The organism is Bacillus sp. AY2-1, from assembly GCF_008368965.1.
In the GTDB taxonomy this organism is placed as follows: Bacteria; Bacillota; Bacilli; order Bacillales; family Bacillaceae_G; genus Bacillus_A; species Bacillus_A thuringiensis_S.
The window spans coordinates 14,431-34,888 of sequence record NZ_QPEL01000020.1 but is presented as its reverse complement, the minus strand read 5'-3'; the positions used below and the strand labels follow the sequence as shown (position 1 = coordinate 34,888).

The window sequence follows — 20,458 nt, the reverse complement described above, 5'->3', positions numbered from 1 at the left end:
TTATGTTGATGAATGTAATAGCCGATTATACGCTTTATAGGCTGTGGTGACTGCGAGGAATGAACCGATTAAAAATAAAACTGAGCCGCCAAATGTAAATATCCGGCCGATATATGTCGTTCTAGCTTCTTCTATTTTTTGTTGTAATTGCGTATTCATATGGATCACCTCGTAAACTATAGGCATTTAGTTATAGTTTATGTAGAATGCCTATATTGTGTGAAGTGTAAATAAAAAACCTCGGTAGGCACCGAGGTTTTTTATAATCCGATATAAGGAGATGGGTCAACTGCGTTTGTCTTGCCGACATTCCATTCTCCAAGATGAAGTTCGAAGTGTAAATGTTGTCCGTATGATTGGCCCGTATTCCCCATAAATCCAAGCTGATCGCCTTGTTTTACAGTTTGTCCATTCGATACGGAACGGCTATTCATATGAGCATATACTGTCGTATATGTTTTTCCGTTTATACGGTGAGATAAGTACACTACGTTTCCGTAACTAGATGATAATTCTGAGCGAATAACAACGCCATCTGCAGCAGCGATAATTGGAACCGTTCCCGAAGCAGCGATGTCAATTCCTTTATGGTTATCTAAAGAACGTACACCGAATCCGGATGTTTTTGATCCAGCTGCTGGTTTGATAAAGCCACCGATATTTGTATCATGTGGTGTTGGAGCTGCTTGAGTTGCTTGAGTTGCTTGAGCAGATTTAGTAGCTTGTTGTTTGCGAGCCTCTTCTGCCTGGCGAGCTTCTTCCGCTTTACGAGCTTCTTCGGCACGTTTTTCTTCTTCAATTGCTTTTTGAACAGCTTGACGTTGATTTTCTAAAATACCTTTGGATTCTTCTAATCCTTCAATCTCTGAATCTACTTTTGCTACTTTCGTATGTAGATCGTTAATAAGAGTTTGTTGCTGTTGTTGGTTATTTTGTAATTCTTGCTGTTTTTGTTCTAGTTTTTGCTCAGATTCTTTCAGTTGTTGTTCTTTTTTCTCAACAGCTTCTTTTTCTGTAGTTACAGCATTTTGATCAGATGTTTGTTTTTTTACAATATCTGTATCGTTGTTTAATATTAAACTTACGGAGTACATATTATCAACAAGATCAGCAATGTTTGTAGAGTTTGTTAATACTTCTGTAATGATATTTGTACGCGGTTTTTCTTGCATAGATTGTAATCGTTGTTTAATAACTTCCTGACGTGTATCTATGTTTGTTTGTAATTGTTCTATATGTTTCTTTTTGTCAGTAATTACTTGTTGTGTTTTGCTAATTTCTTTTTTTGTATCGTTTAATTCAGCCTCGTTTTTATTAATAGAAGTAGTTAATTCATCGATTTTCTTCTGTAATTCTTGAATTTCTTTTTCTATTTGTTCTTTCTCGACTGATTTATTTTGTAAGTCACTTTGTTTGCCTTCTAATTCAGATTGAATGTTAGTTAATTTATCTTGATTCGTTTCAGCGTATACGGGTGAAAGTAACGGGGAAGCAAAAATCGTTCCTGCTGCTAAAACACTAAACGCTGCAAATTTCTTTTTCATTGTTGTCTGACTCCTTTCCCTATGAATGTTATATATCATAAGAAGAAGGGTGTCTATCGTTGTAATCATAATGTAAAGAAAACTTTATAAAATTGCTAAGTTTTGTCGGAATTTATCATTTTTCAACTTTAATTGTCATAGTACTTACATTTTATTTATATGTGTAACAAAGGTAAATTTTTGATTTATTTGTAAAATGCAGGAGGGAAGTAAGAGTTTTTATGGGGTGAAATATTACTTAGAAAGCCAATGAAATACTAGTAAGGAATCGTTCTCATGTGAGGTTTTCTGACATGAGTTTATTTTTTGTCAAGAAAATTATTTGTGTTCGAGCAAAGTTATTTTGTTGTCAGATTTTAAATTTTGATTTATGATTTTTAACAGGGACAAAATGTAGTGAATTGTCGAATAATATGTAATACTCTTAATTTCTTAGTTTTATAGAGATAGAATGAGAGATAGAGTGACACATCGAAGAGGGGGTTACAACAAATATGAAAAGAATAGGACTTGCATGGCAAATATTAATAGGACTTGCACTTGGTATTGCAGTTGGGGCGATTTTCTTTGGCAATCCGGCTGTAGTGAGTTATTTACAACCAATTGGTGATATTTTCATCCGATTAATTAAAATGATCGTTGTACCGATTGTTGTAGCAAGTATTGTTGTTGGGGTTGCTGGTGTTGGCGATGTTAAAAAACTAGGTCGACTAGGCGGAAAAACAATTATTTACTTTGAAATTATTACAACAATTGCAATTATTGTTGGTCTATTAATAGCGAATATTTTCCAACCAGGAAAAGGCGTGAATATGGAGCAGTTAACAAAGACAGATATTTCAAAATATACACATACAACAGAGCAAGTACAAAGTCATTCATTTGCAGATACATTTGTAAATATTGTTCCAACGAACATTATGAAGTCATTAGCTGACGGAGATATGCTTGCTATTATCTTCTTCTCTGTACTATTTGGTTTAGGTGTAGCAGCAATTGGTGAAAGAGGAAGACCAGTTCTTCAATTTTTCCAAGGTGTAGCTGACGCAATGTTTTATGTAACAAACCAAGTTATGAAATTTGCACCATTTGGTGTGTTTGCACTAATTGGTGTTACAGTTTCTACATTTGGTCTTGCTTCATTAATTCCATTAGGGAAATTACTAATTGTCGTATATGGAGCAATGATCTTCTTCGTCGTAGTTGTCTTAGGACTTACAGCGAAAATATTTGGAATTAACATTTTCCAATTCTTTAAGATTTTAAAAGACGAGCTGATCTTAGCGTATTCTACAGCAAGCTCAGAAACAGTTTTACCGAAAATCATGGAGAAAATGGAGAAATTCGGTTGTCCGAAAGCAATTACATCTTTCGTTATTCCGACAGGTTATTCATTTAACTTAGATGGATCAACTTTATATCAAGCAATTGCGGCGATTTTCTTGGCGCAAATGTACGGTATTGATTTATCTATTACACAACAAATTACATTATTACTTGTATTAATGGTTACATCAAAAGGTATCGCAGGTGTACCGGGCGTATCATTCGTTGTATTATTAGCGACACTTGGTACAGTAGGTATTCCACCTGAAGGTTTAGCGTTCATTGCTGGTATTGACCGTATTTTAGATATGGCTCGTACAGCAGTTAACGTTGTAGGAAACTCTTTAGCAGCTGTAGTTATGTCTAAGTGGGAAGGTCAATATGACGCTGAAAAAGGACAAGCTTATTTAAAAGAGATTTCTGAAAAGGGTCAAGCTGCTTAATTATAATATGAACAAGCTCTCACATAATATGTGGGAGCTTTTCTGTATATAGAAGAGGAGCAGACATAATGAAACGTAAATATGGTGACGGTGCTTCGTGGAAGAGACTAATAGAAAAGAGTTATACGGTTAAGCAAGTGGAAGAGGGAATGCTCGGAATACTGGATATAAAAAAAGTGAGAGAGCCTAGTTGTAAAGAATATGATGGTAAAGAAATTTGTATTGCAAGTGATGGGTATACGTGGGTTCAATATTTCATTAATGGAAAGAACTTTGCGATTACAGCTATGTTAGATGATAGGCACAATTTAGTGCAATATTATATTGATGTGACGAAAGAATATGAAATAGACGATCGTGGTTTACCGTATTTTGATGATTTATATTTAGATGTAGTATTATTACCCAGCGGTAAGGTGTATATATTAGATGAAGAAGAGCTAGAGGATGCTTATAAAAGTGGCGATGTCACGAAGGAAGAGTATGAGTTAGCTTGGTACACTACGAAATGGATATTAGCAGCAATAAAAAATAGTGAATTTTATTGGATTTCAATATTGGAAGAAGAAATCGAAAAGTTAAAATGATTGTTGTATTCAAATTTTTGTATAATTACCAAAAAAATCTATACAAAAAATAATTGACTTTTGTTTTGTAAGCGAGTAAAGTTAGGGAAGAAATTATTATTAAAAAATAAATATGAAACCTTCTTATAAAGAGAGGCGGAGGGACTGGCCCTACGATGCCTCGGCAGCGGACTCGATTTCAGAGTGCTGTGCCAAATCCAGCAAGCGTGTGCTTGAAAGATGAGAAGAGTGTTTCTTATAGATGTATAAGACCTCTTCTCATCGGAAGAGGTCTTTTGTTATTCATTAGAAAAAGGTTGAAACTAGGGAGAGATGGTACTTTGAAAGAAACGAGAGGAAATGGTTTAGCTTTATTACCACTTGGGATATTTTTGGCGCTATTTATTGGTTCTGGAATTATTACAGGTGATTTCTATAAATTGCCGATACTTGTAGCGATTTCAATTGCTGTAGGAGTTGCTTTAGTGATGAATCGTAAAGAAAGTTTTAATGTGAAAGTAGAGCGGTTCGCTAAAGGTGCAGGAAATCCAGATATTATGATTATGGTATTAATTTTTGTGCTTGCTGGTGCATTTTCTGAAACTGCTAAAGGAATGGGCGGGGTAGATTCAACTGTTAATTTAGCGTTAACTATTTTACCGCCAGGATTTATCGTAGCTGGAATCTTTGTTATTGGTGCATTTATTTCATTAGCTATGGGGACTTCAATGGGAACAATTGCAGCGTTAGCACCAATTGCTGTAGGTATTAGTGGTCAAACTGATATCTCAATTGCGCTTACGATGGCTACTGTTGTTGGCGGAGCGATGTTTGGTGATAATTTATCATTTATTTCAGATACAACAATCGCAGCTGTTCGTTCACAAGGAACAGAAATGAAAGATAAGTTTAAAACGAACTTTTTAATTGTATTACCAGCGGCTATTATTACAATTGTACTATTAGTAATAGTTACTTCAGGAAGTGATACGCAGGTTAAAGCGCATAGCTTTGATTGGATAAAGATTTTACCGTACGCAGGAGTACTTATTACAGCTCTACTTGGCTGGAATGTACTTATCGTATTAACTGGTGGAACTGTACTATCTGGTGTTATCGGTCTTATAGATGGAAGTTACACGTTAGAAAGTTTCTTTAAAAGTGTAACGACTGGAATGGGCGGTATGATGGAGTTAGTATTACTTGCTATATTAATTGGCGGTATGGTTGAATTAATCCAATATAATGGTGGTATTCAATATTTAATGAATGTATTAACACGTAATATTCGTTCGAAAAAAGGAGCGGAATTTGGTATTGCTGGTTTAGTGAGTATGACGAATATGTGTACAGCAAATAATACGATTTCGATTATTTTTACAGGCCCGCTTGCAAAAAATATTGCGGATCAATATGAAATAGATCCTCGTAAATCAGCGAGTGTATTAGATCTTTTCTCATGTTGTGTGCAAGGGTTGATCCCGTACGGTGCCCAAATGTTAACGGCAGCAGGATTTGCAGCGTTATCTCCGGTTGAATTGTTACCATATGCATTTTATCCAATTTTAGTTGGAGTATGTGGGATTATTTCTATTTTAATTGGGTTTCCAAGGTTTTCGAAAGTAGCTGAGAAAAAAAAGTATCATAAAACAGCTTAATCTAATATGAACGTTAGTAATTAAAAAACGTGCAGAGAATAGACTCTGCACGTTTTTTTGCGTAAAGGGCTGAATATGACTCGGTCTTAAGTCTGAGTTAAAAACGGTTCTTAAGCTCGTTATGGAAAGATGAAAAAATAGTTAAGATAAGAGTATCAAATCGAAGGGAGGCAAGCACAAGATGAAACAATTTCTAGCGTTTATCGCAGCCGGTATTTTGGCTTTAATTGCTCTTGGTAGTCTTGCTGGTATTGTAGGATTCGCAATCGGAGCAGGAGTTGTATATTGGAGCTATAAATCATTTGTGCGAGCTAAATCATTTTTTGGAAAGTTAGCTTGGGGTATTGTTGGTTTAATCGGTTTATCCATTGCACTTTCTCATTCACCAGCATTAATCGGTATCGCTGCTTTAGTGGTTTTATACTACGGATACCGTGAGTGGAAAAAAGAAAAAGATGTAGTTGTTGAATCTGCTCCAGAAAGTTCTAAACCATATAGCAACTTTGAAGATGAGTGGAACAAATTAATGAAAAACTAAAACAATAAATCAAATTATAATTAAAGTAGAAGAGAGGAAGATTTATAATGAAACAATCTTTATTCGGACGTGTACGCGATGCAATTTTAGCTGATTTTCATAACGTGTTAGATGAGAAGGAAAGAAAAAATCCAATTGCGATGTTAAACCAATATTTACGTGATAGTGAGCGTGAAATAACAAAAATTGAGAAGTTAATTGAGCGTCATAAAACATTAAAATCTAACTTCGCTCGTGAGCTTGAGCAAGCACGTTATTTCGTTAATAAAAGATCAAAGCAAGCTATCGTTGCTCAAGAAGCAGGCGAATTACAATTGCACGAACGTGCGTTAGAAGAGGTAGCTTATTATGAAGGGCAAGTAACTCGATTAGAAGAAATGTATGCAGGTGTTGTAGAGCAAATTGATGAGTTAGAGCGTCGTCTTTCTGAAATGAAAAATAAATTAAAAGAAATGCACGCAAAGCGTATGGAACTAATGGCACGTGAAAATATGGCACATGCAAATCGTCGGATGAATACTGCGATGCATAAAATGGATGAAAATAATCCGTTCTTACGATTTGAAGAAATTGAAGATCACATTCGTGACTTAGAAACTCGTATGAATGAAGGGCATGAGCGTGACACATTTGATATGAAAATTGCAAAACTTGAGCGTGAAATGAAAGAAAAGAATGATGTATCGTTAACGAAAGAGTTAACAAAATAATAGTAGTATATTATAAAACAGGCTTATGATATAGTGATAGGAGAAAAGGTGTTGGAAAGCAATGCCTTTTCTTCTATGTATATGTGACAAGAAGGGGGGGAGCTGAAGTGAAGAAACATTTTTCAAAGACACAATTAATGGGGATGCTCCTCATCATATTTGGGTTCGGTCTTTTTCTTGATATGATACTTGGACATTTTGAACCAGGTGGTCTCATTTTTGCATTTATTATGCTTATGTTTGGAAGGCATTATCGTAAAAAGAATCGTTATGTACGGGGGAATGTATTTTTATTTGTTGGTGGTATCGTATTTTTATTTTTCTTATTTTCATCAGCAGCATTTGTTCTTGTCGTATTTGCTTGTTTAGCTTTAATTGGTTATCAATTGATTCAACAAGGACATCAGCAAAAAGCAATGAAGGTTGAAATTAAAGAAAAAGGAATTATAGACGAAGAGAAGCAAATATATCGTACAGAACCATATTTGAAAAATATGTTTGTAGGCAATGTACGAATGATGGATCATATTTATGAACTTGAGGATATTAATGTTCAATATGGTGCTTGTGATGTGGAAATAGATTTAACAACTGCTATGATTCCAGAAGGAGAAACAGTAATTGTTATTCGAGGTGTCGTTGGTAATATTCGTTTATATGTGCCATATGATATTGAACTTTCTTTAAATCACTCTGTTATTGTCGGCCGTGTGCTCTTGCCAGGTCATGAAGAGACAGGGTTTAACCGCAATGTTACATTTAGAACAGAGCAGTATAAAGAGGCTCCTCGTCGTATTAAAATTATTTCTTCGCTTGTCGTAGGCGACACGGAAGTGAGGAAAGTATAATGAAGAAACAAAAAAATATTTCGTGGATGTATATTCGTTATTCTATGTTGTCCTCTGTTAGTATCGCACTCATTTGTACAATTGTATATGTTTGGAAAAGCGAGCAACAAGTGTATGATTTATTATGGAAGGAATCCATCGCTTCTGTTCCAATTGGCTTGTTTATTATGACTACAAGTTTACTTATCGGGGGAATTGTAGGATATGCAATCGGTTACTATATAGAGCAGCGTATACAAGGATTAAATACTTTTCTATTTGAAGTAGAGCGAGGGAATTTTCCGAGTGATGTTTCGTTTACTGCGGATGATGAATTTCATGAAGTGGAGCGAAAAGTAATCGTTCTGGCTCGTCGATTAGAGGAGCAAGCTGGACTCTTTCAAAAAGTAACGAATGAACGAGCTCATTGGAATGAAGAGATGAGACAAGAAGCGATTTCTCAAGAAAGGCATCGCTTAGCAAGGGAGTTGCATGATTCAGTAAGTCAGCAGCTTTTCGCAATGTCGATGATGATGTCAGCGATTAATGAACAAATAACTGAATTTCCAGATGTGACAAAAAAACAATTACAACTTGTTGAAAATATGGTTGTAAATGCTCAATCAGAAATGAGAGCATTGCTCCTTCATTTACGTCCTGTACAATTGGAAGGTAAGAAACTGACAGAAGGTATAGAGGAATTATTAACGGAATTATCGCGAAAACAACATATGAAAATTGAATGGCTTATTGAGCCAATAGAATTAAAAAAAGGTGTAGAAGATCATTTATTCCGTATTGTGCAAGAAGCGCTATCAAATACGTTGCGACACGCGAAGGCAAAGAAAACAGAAGTGCGCCTTCGAAAAATTGATCAATATGCGATTTTAAAAATCATTGATGACGGTGTTGGGTTTGAAGTAGGCGTTAATAAAGCCGGTTCCTATGGCTTAAGATCGATGCAAGAGCGTGTTCATGAAATTGGTGGGACACTCAAGGTACTGAGTTTCCCGGCCAAAGGTACACAAATAGAAGTGAAAGTACCGATTATGCTTGAGAGAGGGGGAGAAGTATGATAAAAGTATTGCTTGTCGATGATCATGAAATGGTTCGTATGGGTGTATCGGCATATTTATCTACACAACCAGATATTGAAGTGGTCGGGGAAGCTGAAAATGGAAAAAAAGGATCAGAATTAGCACTGCAATTAAGACCGGATATTATTTTAATGGACCTTGTTATGGATGAGATGGATGGTGTCGAAGCAACACGTGCTATTATTCAAGAATGGCCAGAAGCAAAAATTGTAGTTGTAACAAGCTTTTTAGATGACGAAAAATTGTATCCTGTTATTGAGGCTGGGGCGACTAGTTATTTATTAAAAACATCAAGAGCAAGTGATATAGCGGACGCTGTACGAGCTACTTATGATGGAGAAACGGTATTAGAGCCGAAAGTTACCGGGAAAATGATGTCCCGTATGCGTCAAAAGAAAGAGCAACCTTTGCATGAGGAGTTAACAGAAAGAGAGTCTGAAATTTTGTTATTAATTGCAGAGGGGAAAAGTAATCAAGAGATTGCAGATGAATTGTTTATTGCCCTCAAAACAGTAAAGACACATGTGAGTAATATATTAAATAAACTAAATGTAAGTGACCGGACACAGGCGGTTATTTATGCATTTAGACATCAATTAACGAAATGATAAAGTGCAACTTTAATCAGTGGGGGACTATCCCCATTGATTATTAGTTTGCATCAAATCTTTTTATTGACGCTAATAAATGTAAGCGTTATCATTAAGTTGTTAACAGTACATACAAAGGGGAGAATGTATATGTTAGTTCAAACTATATTCGGAATGGATAAGTCTAAAAAATTAGGGGATTATGTGAACGCATTACAAGCGCTTTGTGAACAATATAATGTTGAAACAGATAAAATTGCGATTATTGAGGCAACAGAGGAATACTATTTATTTTTAGTAAAGCAAGAAGACTGCTATGATGTTGTTAAGGTAGAAACAGTTGATACGAATATTGAATATTATACGAAAGCGTATAAAATAAGTAGTTTTAATCATACTGCTTATCAAATGTAAAAAAACTCCCTTTCGGGAGTTTTTTTAGGATGCTTTTGCGTCGGTTATTAAGGGAACTTTTTTAGCACCGTTTAGTTTAGCGATAGTAAATCCGATAAGTGCTCCGGCTAATGCTGGTAATAGCCAGCCTATTCCTTCATTATATAAAGGAATAAATTCAAAGTTGGACGTGATAAACGAGACTGGAATACCGCCTTGTTTTAATCCATCAAATACGCTCACAACTGCTGCTCCGATTAAAGCACCTACATAAACAGAGCGATATCCACCGAAGTATTTATGAAGTAACGATAGTAGTACGAGTACAATCGCAATTGGATATACAACAAGTAGAATTGGAACAGAGATTGCGATAATTTTTGTTAAACCTAAGTTGGCAACTAATAATCCTAATGCGCAAATGATACTCGCGAACGTTTTGTATGAAAATGTAGTCAATAATGTTGAAAAATATTGGCTGCACGCAGATACGAGTCCAACGCATGTCGTTAAACAAGCGAGTGTAACGATAAGAGATAATAGGAGCAAACCGTATGGGCCGAATAATTGTTGTACGATAACAGTAAGTAGCTGTCCACCATTTTTTGCATATCCGAGAGAGACACTAGTTGTCCCAAGCCAGCCGAGTGCACCATATACAAGTACGAGTCCTGTAGCGGCAATAAGCCCTGCTTTTGCTGTGGCGATGGCAATGGACTTACGATCATTCACACCTTTAGAGCGAATTGCATTTACAACGATAATTCCAAATGCAAGTGCTGAAATGGTGTCCATTGTTAAGTACCCTTCCATAAAGCCTTTGAAGATTGGAGAAGTTTGATACTCTTGCATAGCTGGTCCTGATTGTCCAAGTGGTGTAAAGACACTTTTAACAAACAATAAGAAAATTGAGAGTAATAAAATAGGTGTTAATATATTTCCAATACGATCGACAAGTTTAGATGGATTTAAACTCAGCCAAAATACGATAGTAAAGAATATGATTGTATATACAAATAGCACTAGGCTGCTAGAGCGGATTGTTTCTGGTAAGAAAGAACTAACACCCATTTCATAAGCAACATTTGCAACACGTGGGATGCCCATGGATGGACCGATGGCAATGTATACAACTACCGTAAAGAAAATTCCGAATAATGGATGAACATGACTTGCAAGTTGCTGCATTCCATTTCCTGATAGAGAAATTGCGATAACAGTAAGTAGTGGTAAGCCAACTCCTGTTAGTAAAAATCCAATCATTGCGGGCCAAAAGTTTTCACCTGCGTTTTGGCCAAGCATGGGAGGGAAAATTAAATTACCTGCCCCAAAAAATAAAGAAAATAGCATAAGACCCGTGAAAAAAATATGTTTTTTTGATACAGTGTTCATTGTTTTTCCTCCTTTTTTAAATTCATTTGTAAGAACACAAAAAACTCGTCCCTAAAGAAAGGGACGAGTTATATTTACCCGCGATACCACCCTAATTTACACATGTAGAAATAAATCTATATGTATACGGCTTTGCAACGTACAACATGATACGTGTTCCTTGTAACGGGGGACGGCCGGTAAGAACTTACTGTAACATTCGGTTCTACTTCTCGGAGATGATTTTCGGTTACGCACTGAACGTTGGCTTTCAGCAAATCGCCAACTCTCTGGGGAACAGTTCTATAACGTACTCGTTCTCGTCAATGAATTTTTATTCAAGTATTCTGACAGTATTGTTGCATGTTTTTTTTAGAAAGTCAATATGTTTTTTGAAAGATATATTTATATACGGAAATATCGAAAGTAATATTCGTTGTTGCAAAAGGAATAATGAATTGTAAAATGGGAGTAAAAATTTGTGGAGAATTGTAAAATTTATAGAGAAAGTTGATATTTATAGGAGTAAAGAAGGGATTATTTGAATTTACAGAGAATATTACAACAATCCACTTGCTGGAAAGAACAAACCAAAAGAGGTGACTGAAATGCTTGCGATGGGAGTATTATTTGGCATTATTGCTATAATTGGTTTTATGTGGTTATATTATTCGCGTTCGTTTAAACAAGCAGAAGTTTTACTCTTTCAAAAAGGTAGTTTGTTGACAAATCAGTCTAGATATTTAGTATGTCCGAAGTGTGGAAGTGCACAGGCCAGAAGTGGAGGATATCAAGAGTGTTGCAAAATTAGATTATGAAAGAAAGGAAGCCTCACATTATTTTGTGAGGCTTCCTTCCTTACAACTTCATGGCGCTCCAAATTGTCCATCGATCTCTTTCAATAATAGGAGAGACGTTTTGTAATGTGGTCTGTATATGTTGTAGAAGTTGAGAAAGTTCATCATCTGTTAACTCATATAGAATGGATCGACCTGTTCGAGGAGATAAATCTTGTAGCAATGCTTCTACAGAATCATGTATTTTTCGTACTTCCCATTGTGTTTGTGTGGGAAGCACGTGAAGAGAATGTTTTTGTAATTCTTTCTGTATCGTGTTGGTTTTTGGACGTCTTTTTGACTCTATTTCAATGAGTTTTGGAAATATAGAGAAAAAATATCCACGAATGTGTTCGGGACTTCCTGGAACTGTACAATCTTCAATCGTTCGATCTTGTAAAATAAGTACACCGTTTTTATTTAATATACGAGAAGCTTCACATAAAAATGTAGGAATGTCTTGTAAATGATGAATAACTGCGCGCGAAATAACTATGTCGAATGTTTCGTTAGGGTATGGGATATTATGTGCATCACCGTGGATGAAAGAAATATTTGGGAAATTGTTGCAATTTTCTTTTGCAGCTTGTAATATTTCTTGTGAAAAATCAAGTCCCACAACATTTTTGGCTCCCATAAGAGCGAGTTCTTTCGTATAAATCCCGCCACCGCAGCCAATATCAATTATTTGCTTGTTTTGTATGTCTGTAATGTTTTTTACCATTTCAGCCCAAGAAATATGAGCGTTTCTTGTTGCGTATGTGTATTTATTATTTGCATCATGAAAATTAATGGACATGATAAAGACCTCCTTTCAATGATTAGTATAACTTATTTAATAGGATGTCACGTTTTTGTTTTATGTATGAAGATTATAAGAATTTCTTATCGTAAAAGGAGGATTAATTTGAAAGGGAAATATGTATTGTTGTTATTTGTTATGTTACTAGCAGCTTGTGGTCAAGCTGAGCAAAAACAAGAAACAAAAAAAGTAGAAGAGACGGTGAATGAAGTGAAAGAAACAATAGGGGTAACCGTTATACAAAAAAAACATAAAGAGAAAAAGTTGCAGGAATCAGAAGCGAAGTTAGTAATAGACATTTTGGATAAAGCTGAGAAACAAGAAATAACCGGAAGCTTCGGTGAACCTGAATATGAAATACAAATTAGTAGAGAGGGGAAAAAAGAAACTTATTATGCATGGTTAAGGGGAGAAGATAGACGAGGATGGGTGCAATATAAGAAAGTTATGTATATGTTGAATGAAAAAGATACGGAAAAGCTTTTGGCTATATTTCCAAATGTTTCAGAACAAAAAGAAGAAGAGGTGCAGGTAGGTCCTTTAACGGAGGTAACAAAAAAAGATTTGCAGATTACCGCGTTTCATATTAAAGCAGGCGATCAAAACGTGAATTATATGGTACGGTATACGATTTCACAATCACTATACAACAAGTTAGTGAAGGAACAAGAATATTATTTGCAACTCACTTTCCCAGAAAAAGTTCAAAAATTAATTGGAGCAAAAGAGAGTGAAATGATTTTAGGTGAAAAAGTAAAGGAAGGGTATAAGCAATATGAATTGCATGCTACTGTGCAGGTAAAAGGCGCTTCAGAATCACAATTAAAATCATTAGAAACATATTACGAAAAGTATGATTTAAAAATATTAAACAGTGAAAAAGAAAAAATAGGTGTGTTTCAAAATATAATTCAAATCGTTAAAGAGTATGGTGAAAAAATGAATTTCCAAAGATAAAGTGAGAATTTAATCGGCGGAGGCTGCTCATTTCTCATTGATTAATAGTCTTTGCCAATTCGGCGTTGACTCTCACTTAACTTCTTTGTTTCAACTGAATTTTGGGGTAAGACCCTTATTGGCTGTAACTGAATTGTAAATTCTATATAGCCTTTCCTAGGAAATGATAATAGAGAGGGGAGAAGAACACCCTCTCTATTATTTTGCTTTTGCAGATGGCTCATTCATTGATTTTCGTGTAATAAGAAATGAAATCATAAGAGCGGAAAGAATGATAAGAGTGATAAGTAAGTGATTTGGCAACCAATCTAATAATAATACATAGCTCACTGTATAAAAAATAAGAGTTGAAGCTAAAAATGATAAAACACTTATTATGAGAGATTGTAAATTCATTCGTATATACCTCCTTTATTTATATTTTTGGCTAAAAATGGATTAAATAAACATTATTTCTAACAATAGAAAAAAATATGTCATAATAAAGAGGAGAATAATTTTTGATGAGCTTGTATGACTCGTTACAGGGGGTTAAAGGAGAGAGATGAAAAATAATAAAAAAGGATTATGGGGAATTATTGTTGCCATAGGATTATTTTTACTGTCTAAGTTAAAGTGGGTATTTGCAATTTTTAAATTAGCAAAGTTTTCAACGGTATTTAGTATGTTTCTATCGCTTGGCGCATACGCAGTTCTATATGGTTGGAAATTTGGGGTGGCGCTCATTTATTTGTTGTTTGTTCATGAAATGGGCCATTTATGGGCTGCGAAAAGAAAAGGGATTCCAACATCGCCAGCAATCTTTATCCCATTTATGGGGGCTCTTATTGGAATGAAAGAGATGCCGAAAAATGCAAAAGATGAAGCTTACATTGCCTATATGGGTCCGCTTTTCGGGCTTCTGTCATATTTACCCGCGATACCGCTTTACATAATGACGAAAGAACCATTTTGGGCGCTTGTTATTTTGCTTGGAAGTATGATTAATTTCTTTAATTTAATTCCCGTTTCGCCGCTAGATGGTGGGCGAATTATTTCAGTTGTCAGCACTAAAATTTGGGGAGCAGGCCTTATTTTATTACTTGGCTATTCAATTTACTTTAAAAGTATTTTGGGAGGATTTATTGTTATTATCGGTTGTATGGAATTATATAGAGTGATAAAGAGAGATGAGCCGATTAAGGAATTAGGATATAGAATTGATGGAATGAAAGAATATGTTGCAAGGCTTGAAGAGGAGTTAAAAGAAACTGGTGCAGTACATCGAAATATATATATGATGCAACATGAAATAAATGTATTAAGGCAAAAAGAACGAGAGAAAGAATTAAAAACAGGAGAACTTCAAAAGCTTGAAGTGTTAGAGTATCTTTTACCAAAGTTTGAGCCACTTGATTACGTCCCATATGAAGATGAAAAAGAAACATATACAATTCATATAAGAGAAGCATTTGAAATGTCAGAAAGAAAATTACAGGAATGGGATGCAGACAAGAGACAACAGGAAAACTATTATAAAGTGGATGCGAAAACGAAATGGACAGTATTTGCTTGTTATATCGGATTAATGGCTATACTCGGTTACACAGCTTATGAAGGATATATTGTTTTACAAGAACATTTGCCAACGAGAAACGTATAGAAAAATATTGTCGAAATGATAGGAAGAATTTATACAGGAAGTATATTTCTACGAGAGAATGTTACAAGTATAGCCATACATTATAATATCTTTAGTAGAGAAGGAGTTCTGTATATGAAGAAATTGTTACGTGTATTCGGGATTATTATCGTAATGATCATCGCGAGTTATAGTCTTATGAAAGTGCTGTTACATTATGCGAATAAGCCTGCTGAGGTAAATACAATAGCTCAAGTAGAAGATGTGCAAGAAGAGACAAAAGTGCTAGATTTTATTCGAATGACACATGAAAGCTATAATAATTTCTTAAATTACGGTAAAGCAGAGAATTATACAGACGGGGATTGGAATCAATTTAAGCAATGGTTTCAACAACAAGAACCATCTTTAAAAAATATACATACGGAAATAAAGAATGAAAAAATAAAACGCGATGTAAATAGAAGCTATGAAATTGTAAAAAAGGGTGTGGAACTTCAAAATATTGAGTATGTAGTGTATGCCCACCGTGTATATCATGACTTGGATATTATCGTAAATAAATATAGGGGGGAAACGAATATCTGGGGGTATACAGAGTTTGGCGAGGGGAAAGATATAAAAGTAATTGAACAAGCTATACAAACAAAATAATAAGCTAGCTAGAATTCTAGTTAGCTTATTTTCTTTTGTAAGTACAATGTTCATATATTATTCACAAAAACAACGTGTTAATAGTGATTAAAATCACAATCTGCATTATAAGATTCAGTTAAACTAAAAACAGTTAAGGAAATAGAGGAGTGGGATACAATGTTAAGTGCAAAAACAATTGAAATCGTAAAGTCAACAGTACCATTATTACAAGAAAAAGGCGTTGAAATTACAACGAGATTTTATGAAATTTTATTTTCAGAACATCCGGAGTTATTGAATATTTTCAACCATACGAATCAGAAAAAGGGAAGACAACAACAAGCGTTAGCGAATGCTGTTTATGCAGCTGCAACGTACATTGATAATTTAGAAGCAATTATTCCAGTTGTAAAACAAATTGGTCATAAGCATAGAAGTTTAGGTATTAAAGCTGAGCATTATCCGATTGTAGGTACATGTTTACTACGTGCCATTAAAGAGGTCGCAGGTGCACCTGATGAAGTTTTAAATGCATGGGGAGAAGCATATGGTGTCATTGCTGATGCATTTATTAGCATTGAAGCAGAGATGTATGAAGAAGCTGCACATAAAGAAGGTGGATGGAAAGACTTCCGTAACTTTGTGATTGTTAAAAAAGTGAAGGAAAGCGATGTTATTACGTCATTTTATTTGAAACCTGAAGATGGAGGGAAAGTTTCTTCATTCATCCCAGGTCAATATGTAACGGTTCAAATCAATATTGAAGGTGAGACATATACACATAATCGTCAATACAGTTTATCCGATGCACCTGGGAAAGAATATTATCGTATTAGTGTAAAGAAAGAAAAAGGTGTAGATACACCAGACGGTAAAGTGTCTAATTACTTACATGAACATGTAAAAGAAGGAGATGTTTTACCAGTAAGTGCACCAGCGGGAGATTTCGTGTTAAATATGGATTCAACATTACCAGTTGTACTAATTAGTGGTGGAGTAGGGATTACACCGATGATGAGTATGTTAAATACGTTAATTGAACAAGATTCAAAACGTAATGTATATTTTATTCATGCAGCAATAAATAGTAATACACATGCAATGAAAGAACACGTTAAGGCAGTAGAAAATGAATATGAACAAGTTAAAGCATATACTTGTTATTCTGCACCGACTGAAAAAGATTTAGAAATGAAGAACTTTGATAAAGAAGGTTTCGTTGAAAGCGAATGGTTAAAAACTATTATTCAGACAACTGAAGCAGAATTTTATTTCTGTGGTCCAGTAGCATTTATGAAGCATATAAATGCTGCACTAACTGATTTAGGTGTGAAACAAGAGCATATTCATTATGAATTTTTCGGCCCAGCAACAAGCTTACAATAAGACAGATGAGAATAAACAAAAAAACGAGGTATTTATTTTACCTCGTTTTTTATTTGTTCTCGTAATAAACGGTTAACTGTTTCACGGCGTATGCCTATCAGTTGACCAATTTCAGTTTGTGTTAATATTTCATATATAGGAATGTCACCTAAATATAATGTGAACCATTCTTGTAAACGATGAAGACGTTCTTTCGGAGAGACAGTTGTCAATTGATCAATTCGTTGTTGCATCATTCTTAATTTAGATTGCAATTGCATAGCGATGTTGGCATACGATTCGGGATTTGCTTGAAGTCTCTCGTACCATTCACTACTAGTGATCGGTTCCACTTCTGTCTTTATTAAAGCGATAGCTGTACCGTGATATTCTTTCGGTGAAATTAAAGAATGATGAGGTATCGTTTCACCTGGAACGATAATGTTGAATAAAAATGGTGTTCCGTCTTCTTCTAGCCGAACTACTTTTAATAAGCCTGTTTTTATAAAGTATAAAGGACCGTCCTCGCCTTGACGGAATAGTACATCTCCTTTGTGTAGAATCAATGTTAGCCCCCCATTAATATGTTTCTATTTCTTCTATTTTAGCGTATATGTATATAGACAATATGCTATTTCAACAGCAATTTCATTGACGAAATGTATGCTATTACAGTAGTATACTATTTAGTGTGTAATAGTACTAGCAATGAATACGCTGTAGGGGGTTTAGTATATTGTTAGATGCGATAAGAATGACGGATATGAGAATTCCGGCGAATGCTATCATTCATGTAGAAGAGATGAAAGGTGGAGTCGTTTTATCCGTTGAAGTAGACGGCCAAATTATTTATACGATGGCTTATGATGAAGAAACAGATAGTTATGCTGAATTATATGATCGAAACGATAAGAGGGCGTGCCAAGTACATGAAGACTTTATGGGATGGTCACTTCTTCACTAAAAAAGATGTCAATATGACATCTTTTTTTATTAAATCGATAGAATATACAAAGAAATGAAATATAAGGATAAAATTTGTAATAATTGATTTTGCATTGTTAGCACTCTGTAACTGCAAGTGAACTATTTTTTCGCTATCATAAAGATAACAGTCGCAGTTATAGGAGTGGTCAACTTGAAGAAAGTACATATTTCAAATTATATGTTATTAAGTGCTTGTTTAATTTTATTTGTTCTCCTCGGAGGATTTTTATATTCATGTGTATAAGAAAAACGCATTCTAAAAAGAATACGTTATAAAAGGGAAATAATGATTAATCTAGTTCCAAGAATAATTAACGTAATACGTAATAAATTAATTACGGCGTTACCACTCAGTTTTGTATTAATGTAAGCCCCGATTTTTCCGCCGATCCATGCACCAGGAATAAGGATTAATGCATAAATCCAGCTGACATTTCCAAGTGAGATGTGAGTTGCAGAACTTACAATTGCTGATAGAAATACGATGAACATTGAAGTTGCTACTGCAATATGTGCTGGGAATGCAAAAAGAAGCATCATTGCTGGAACAAGTAAGGCACCGCCACCAATTCCAAATAACCCAGATATAAACCCAACTATAAAGGCGATAAAGATAGCAAGAAACGGTGGGAATTGGTAGTGTACAGCATTTCCATCATTATCTGTAAAAGAACGCTTAATTACAGACGTATTTGAGAGGGAAAGAGGTTTTAATTTGTCTCGAAGCATAAGTAGAATTGAGACGAATATAAGGAAAATCCCAAAGTATAAAGAAAATGTGTCTTGGTTTAAAAATTTATTTGCCCATGATCCGATAATACCACCAGGACCGCTTCCGATAAATAAAATAAGTCCACTTTTATAATCCACTCGCTTATGCTTCATGTAAGTAAGGGTAGAAGATAGTCCTGTGAAAACGACTGTTACCATAGAAGTCCCTACTGCAAGTTGTGGTGATAAACTGTGTAATCCAATTAATAACGGAACAATAATAATTCCGCCTCCAAGCCCAACTAGGCTGCCGACTGTCCCGGCGATTAGTCCGATGAAAAGTAACATGATGTATTCCAAAATTGCCAACTCCTCTAAATAACTTATCCACCAATTATTATACACGCTTTTTAATGAGAAATAGGCTTGTTCACAAAAAAGTCGTCTTCCTAGAAAAATAAGGAAGACGACTTTTGATTAGAAAACAAAATGTAATAGGTAGTAAAACAGAGCAGCTAAAGAAGCTGAAATAGGAAGTGTAATAACCCATGTAATTAACATACGTTTTGCAGTTCCCCATTTTACCCCCTTCACACGGTGAGAAGCACCAACCCCTAAAATAGAAGAAGAGATAACGTGCGTCGTACTAACCGGTAAGTGAATGAATGTTGCACCGAAAATAACAAGTGATGATGATAAATCGGCAGCTACACCATTTACAGGACGAATTTTCATAATTTGTCCACCGACAGTTTTAATAATTTTCCATCCACCGACAGAAGTACCAAGTCCCATTGCGATAGCACAAGATAATTGTACCCAGAACGGGATATCGCTAGAAGTATGATAGTTATTAGCCATAAGAGCCATCGTAATGATTCCCATTGCTTTTTGTGCATCATTCGTACCGTGTGTATAGGCTTGTAATGCTGCAGTGAAAATCTGGAATATACGGAAGTTTTTATTCGTTTTCGTTAAGTTAAAGTTTTTAAAGACCACTTTAAAAATACTGTAAACGATATAACCAATAACGAAAGCGATAATTGGTGAAATGATTAAAGCTTCAAGAATTTTAATGAATCCTTTAAGGTTTAATGAGCTAATACCAGCAGCAGCAATGGCTGCACCTGCGATTGAGCCAATAATTGCATGCGAAGAACTACTTGGGATACCGTAGTACCAAGTAATTAAGTTCCATGCTATCGCCGCAAGCAAAGCAGCTAAAATTACAAGAGAACCATTTTGTAAAGCAAATGGGTCAACGATATCTTTTGTAATCGTTTTTGCTACACCTGTAAATGTCATTGCACCTAAAAAGTTCATAATAGCTGCCATAATAATTGCATGTCTAGGCTTTAGAGCTTTCGTTGAAACAGCCGTTGCAATAGCGTTTGCTGTATCGTGAAATCCATTGATAAAGTCAAAAGCTAAAGCGCAAATGACTACTAAAACGGTCAGTATCAAGAGTGTATCCATGATC

Annotated in this window: 23 protein-coding genes, 1 riboswitch and 1 other annotated feature; of the genes, 15 read left to right on the top strand and 8 right to left on the bottom strand. The window is 35.0% G+C overall.

What is annotated here, in order from left to right:
- A complete protein-coding gene (locus DN403_RS31030) occupies nucleotides 1-159 on the bottom strand; it encodes a hypothetical protein (RefSeq protein ID WP_001096007.1) in 159 nt (52 codons plus the stop codon).
- 101 nt (nucleotides 160-260) lie between these two features.
- Nucleotides 261-1,544 (bottom strand): murein hydrolase activator EnvC family protein, encoded by a 1,284-nt coding sequence (locus DN403_RS05825; RefSeq protein WP_017762944.1) that lies wholly within the window; start codon nucleotides 1,542-1,544, stop codon nucleotides 261-263.
- 494 nt (nucleotides 1,545-2,038) lie between these two features.
- Here DN403_RS05825 and gltP point away from each other — a divergent pair, with 494 nt between their 5' ends.
- The 9 genes from gltP (at nucleotide 2,039) to DN403_RS05780 (ending at nucleotide 9,713) form a co-directional block, all read left to right on the top strand.
- On the top strand, nucleotides 2,039-3,313 hold the full coding sequence (gene gltP, locus DN403_RS05820) for a glutamate/aspartate:proton symporter GltP (protein WP_000821134.1): 1,275 nt from the start codon (nucleotides 2,039-2,041) through the stop codon (nucleotides 3,311-3,313).
- A 68-nt stretch (nucleotides 3,314-3,381) separates the two neighbouring features.
- The gene (locus DN403_RS05815) at nucleotides 3,382-3,900 is read left to right on the top strand and encodes a ribonuclease FAU-1 family protein (protein WP_000824630.1); all 519 of its coding nucleotides are present in this window, start codon (nucleotides 3,382-3,384) and stop codon (nucleotides 3,898-3,900) included.
- Between the two features lie 120 nt (nucleotides 3,901-4,020).
- A riboswitch (SAM riboswitch) is annotated at nucleotides 4,021-4,126 on the top strand.
- Nucleotides 4,127-4,220: 94 nt separating this feature from the next.
- Nucleotides 4,221-5,537, top strand: coding sequence for a Na+/H+ antiporter NhaC family protein (locus DN403_RS05810; RefSeq protein WP_033668892.1), 1,317 nt, complete (start codon nucleotides 4,221-4,223; stop codon nucleotides 5,535-5,537).
- A 181-nt stretch (nucleotides 5,538-5,718) separates the two neighbouring features.
- Nucleotides 5,719-6,075, top strand: coding sequence for a lmo0954 family membrane protein (locus DN403_RS05805; RefSeq protein WP_000808640.1), 357 nt, complete (start codon nucleotides 5,719-5,721; stop codon nucleotides 6,073-6,075).
- A 47-nt stretch (nucleotides 6,076-6,122) separates the two neighbouring features.
- Entirely contained in the window at nucleotides 6,123-6,785 is a 663-nt protein-coding gene (locus DN403_RS05800) for a PspA/IM30 family protein (protein ID WP_000814131.1), read from the top strand.
- A 107-nt stretch (nucleotides 6,786-6,892) separates the two neighbouring features.
- Nucleotides 6,893-7,633, top strand: coding sequence for a cell wall-active antibiotics response protein LiaF (gene liaF, locus DN403_RS05795; RefSeq protein WP_000716094.1), 741 nt, complete (start codon nucleotides 6,893-6,895; stop codon nucleotides 7,631-7,633).
- Nucleotides 7,633-8,688, top strand: coding sequence for a sensor histidine kinase (locus DN403_RS05790; RefSeq protein ID WP_000744327.1), 1,056 nt, complete (start codon nucleotides 7,633-7,635; stop codon nucleotides 8,686-8,688). Before liaF ends, DN403_RS05790 begins: the two co-directional genes overlap by 1 nt.
- Complete coding sequence (locus DN403_RS05785) at nucleotides 8,685-9,317, top strand: response regulator (RefSeq protein ID WP_000598702.1); 633 nt, start codon at nucleotides 8,685-8,687, stop codon at nucleotides 9,315-9,317. Before DN403_RS05790 ends, DN403_RS05785 begins: the two co-directional genes overlap by 4 nt.
- A 57-nt stretch (nucleotides 9,318-9,374) precedes the next feature.
- On the top strand, nucleotides 9,375-9,713 hold the full coding sequence (locus DN403_RS05780; protein ID WP_118961699.1) for a DUF3922 domain-containing protein: 339 nt from the start codon (nucleotides 9,375-9,377) through the stop codon (nucleotides 9,711-9,713).
- A 24-nt stretch (nucleotides 9,714-9,737) separates the two neighbouring features.
- On the opposite strand, the gene brnQ3 is transcribed toward DN403_RS05780, so the two are convergent.
- A complete protein-coding gene (brnQ3, locus tag DN403_RS05775) occupies nucleotides 9,738-11,084 on the bottom strand; it encodes a branched-chain amino acid transport system II carrier protein BrnQ3 (protein WP_001099170.1) in 1,347 nt (448 codons plus the stop codon).
- Nucleotides 11,085-11,140: 56 nt separating this feature from the next.
- Nucleotides 11,141-11,399: a binding site (T-box leader), on the bottom strand.
- Between the two features lie 272 nt (nucleotides 11,400-11,671).
- Here brnQ3 and DN403_RS05770 point away from each other — a divergent pair.
- A complete protein-coding gene (locus DN403_RS05770) occupies nucleotides 11,672-11,881 on the top strand; it encodes a hypothetical protein (RefSeq protein ID WP_000880630.1) in 210 nt (69 codons plus the stop codon).
- 40 nt (nucleotides 11,882-11,921) lie between these two features.
- Here the strand turns inward: DN403_RS05770 and DN403_RS05765 are convergent, their stop codons facing one another.
- A complete protein-coding gene (locus DN403_RS05765; RefSeq protein WP_079245288.1) occupies nucleotides 11,922-12,698 on the bottom strand; it encodes a class I SAM-dependent methyltransferase in 777 nt (258 codons plus the stop codon).
- Between the two features lie 108 nt (nucleotides 12,699-12,806).
- Here DN403_RS05765 and DN403_RS05760 point away from each other — a divergent pair, with 108 nt between their 5' ends.
- Nucleotides 12,807-13,658: a YhfM domain-containing protein gene (locus DN403_RS05760; protein ID WP_000677057.1), complete on the top strand. Its 852-nt coding sequence runs from the start codon at nucleotides 12,807-12,809 to the stop codon at nucleotides 13,656-13,658.
- A 198-nt stretch (nucleotides 13,659-13,856) separates the two neighbouring features.
- Here the strand turns inward: DN403_RS05760 and DN403_RS05755 are convergent, their stop codons facing one another.
- Nucleotides 13,857-14,054: a hypothetical protein gene (locus tag DN403_RS05755; protein ID WP_001053359.1), complete on the bottom strand. Its 198-nt coding sequence runs from the start codon at nucleotides 14,052-14,054 to the stop codon at nucleotides 13,857-13,859.
- Between the two features lie 148 nt (nucleotides 14,055-14,202).
- Between DN403_RS05755 and DN403_RS05750 the strand changes: the two genes are divergently transcribed.
- The 3 genes from DN403_RS05750 to hmpA all read left to right on the top strand — a co-directional run bounded on the left by DN403_RS05750 (nucleotide 14,203) and on the right by hmpA (nucleotide 17,301).
- Nucleotides 14,203-15,300, top strand: a complete 1,098-nt coding sequence (locus DN403_RS05750) for a site-2 protease family protein (protein ID WP_000794497.1) — start codon at nucleotides 14,203-14,205, stop codon at nucleotides 15,298-15,300.
- A 114-nt stretch (nucleotides 15,301-15,414) separates the two neighbouring features.
- Nucleotides 15,415-15,933 (top strand): hypothetical protein, encoded by a 519-nt coding sequence (locus DN403_RS05745; protein WP_000735433.1) that lies wholly within the window; start codon nucleotides 15,415-15,417, stop codon nucleotides 15,931-15,933.
- Between the two features lie 159 nt (nucleotides 15,934-16,092).
- The gene (gene hmpA, locus DN403_RS05740) at nucleotides 16,093-17,301 is read left to right on the top strand and encodes an NO-inducible flavohemoprotein (protein WP_000947319.1); all 1,209 of its coding nucleotides are present in this window, start codon (nucleotides 16,093-16,095) and stop codon (nucleotides 17,299-17,301) included.
- A gap of 32 nt (nucleotides 17,302-17,333) precedes the next feature.
- Here the strand turns inward: hmpA and DN403_RS05735 are convergent, their stop codons facing one another.
- Nucleotides 17,334-17,846, bottom strand: coding sequence for a Crp/Fnr family transcriptional regulator (locus tag DN403_RS05735; protein WP_000600585.1), 513 nt, complete (start codon nucleotides 17,844-17,846; stop codon nucleotides 17,334-17,336).
- 170 nt (nucleotides 17,847-18,016) lie between these two features.
- Between DN403_RS05735 and DN403_RS05730 the strand changes: the two genes are divergently transcribed.
- Complete coding sequence (locus DN403_RS05730) at nucleotides 18,017-18,244, top strand: hypothetical protein (RefSeq protein WP_000882911.1); 228 nt, start codon at nucleotides 18,017-18,019, stop codon at nucleotides 18,242-18,244.
- Between the two features lie 293 nt (nucleotides 18,245-18,537).
- Here the strand turns inward: DN403_RS05730 and DN403_RS05725 are convergent, their stop codons facing one another.
- Together DN403_RS05725 and DN403_RS05720 are read right to left on the bottom strand one after the other, a co-directional pair.
- Entirely contained in the window at nucleotides 18,538-19,338 is an 801-nt protein-coding gene (locus DN403_RS05725) for a sulfite exporter TauE/SafE family protein (RefSeq protein ID WP_000455760.1), read from the bottom strand.
- Between the two features lie 117 nt (nucleotides 19,339-19,455).
- Nucleotides 19,456-20,454, bottom strand: a complete 999-nt coding sequence (locus tag DN403_RS05720) for an inorganic phosphate transporter (RefSeq protein WP_000380276.1) — start codon at nucleotides 20,452-20,454, stop codon at nucleotides 19,456-19,458.
- Between the last annotated feature and the right edge of the window lie 4 nt (nucleotides 20,455-20,458).

Coding starts and splice junctions, on each gene's coding strand:
- DN403_RS31030 (WP_001096007.1), bottom strand. CDS start 159: ATGAATACGCAATTACAACAAAAAATAGAAGAAGCTAGAACGACATAT.
- DN403_RS05800 (WP_000814131.1), top strand. CDS start 6,123: ATGAAACAATCTTTATTCGGACGTGTACGCGATGCAATTTTAGCTGAT.
- DN403_RS05790 (WP_000744327.1), top strand. CDS start 7,633: ATGAAGAAACAAAAAAATATTTCGTGGATGTATATTCGTTATTCTATG.
- hmpA (WP_000947319.1), top strand. CDS start 16,093: ATGTTAAGTGCAAAAACAATTGAAATCGTAAAGTCAACAGTACCATTA.
- DN403_RS05745 (WP_000735433.1), top strand. CDS start 15,415: ATGAAGAAATTGTTACGTGTATTCGGGATTATTATCGTAATGATCATC.
- DN403_RS05785 (WP_000598702.1), top strand. CDS start 8,685: ATGATAAAAGTATTGCTTGTCGATGATCATGAAATGGTTCGTATGGGT.
- DN403_RS05755 (WP_001053359.1), bottom strand. CDS start 14,054: ATGAATTTACAATCTCTCATAATAAGTGTTTTATCATTTTTAGCTTCA.
- DN403_RS05720 (WP_000380276.1), bottom strand. CDS start 20,454: ATGGATACACTCTTGATACTGACCGTTTTAGTAGTCATTTGCGCTTTA.
- DN403_RS05770 (WP_000880630.1), top strand. CDS start 11,672: ATGCTTGCGATGGGAGTATTATTTGGCATTATTGCTATAATTGGTTTT.
- DN403_RS05750 (WP_000794497.1), top strand. CDS start 14,203: ATGAAAAATAATAAAAAAGGATTATGGGGAATTATTGTTGCCATAGGA.
- DN403_RS05815 (WP_000824630.1), top strand. CDS start 3,382: ATGAAACGTAAATATGGTGACGGTGCTTCGTGGAAGAGACTAATAGAA.
- DN403_RS05765 (WP_079245288.1), bottom strand. CDS start 12,698: ATGTCCATTAATTTTCATGATGCAAATAATAAATACACATACGCAACA.
- DN403_RS05825 (WP_017762944.1), bottom strand. CDS start 1,544: ATGAAAAAGAAATTTGCAGCGTTTAGTGTTTTAGCAGCAGGAACGATT.
- DN403_RS05805 (WP_000808640.1), top strand. CDS start 5,719: ATGAAACAATTTCTAGCGTTTATCGCAGCCGGTATTTTGGCTTTAATT.
- brnQ3 (WP_001099170.1), bottom strand. CDS start 11,084: ATGAACACTGTATCAAAAAAACATATTTTTTTCACGGGTCTTATGCTA.
- gltP (WP_000821134.1), top strand. CDS start 2,039: ATGAAAAGAATAGGACTTGCATGGCAAATATTAATAGGACTTGCACTT.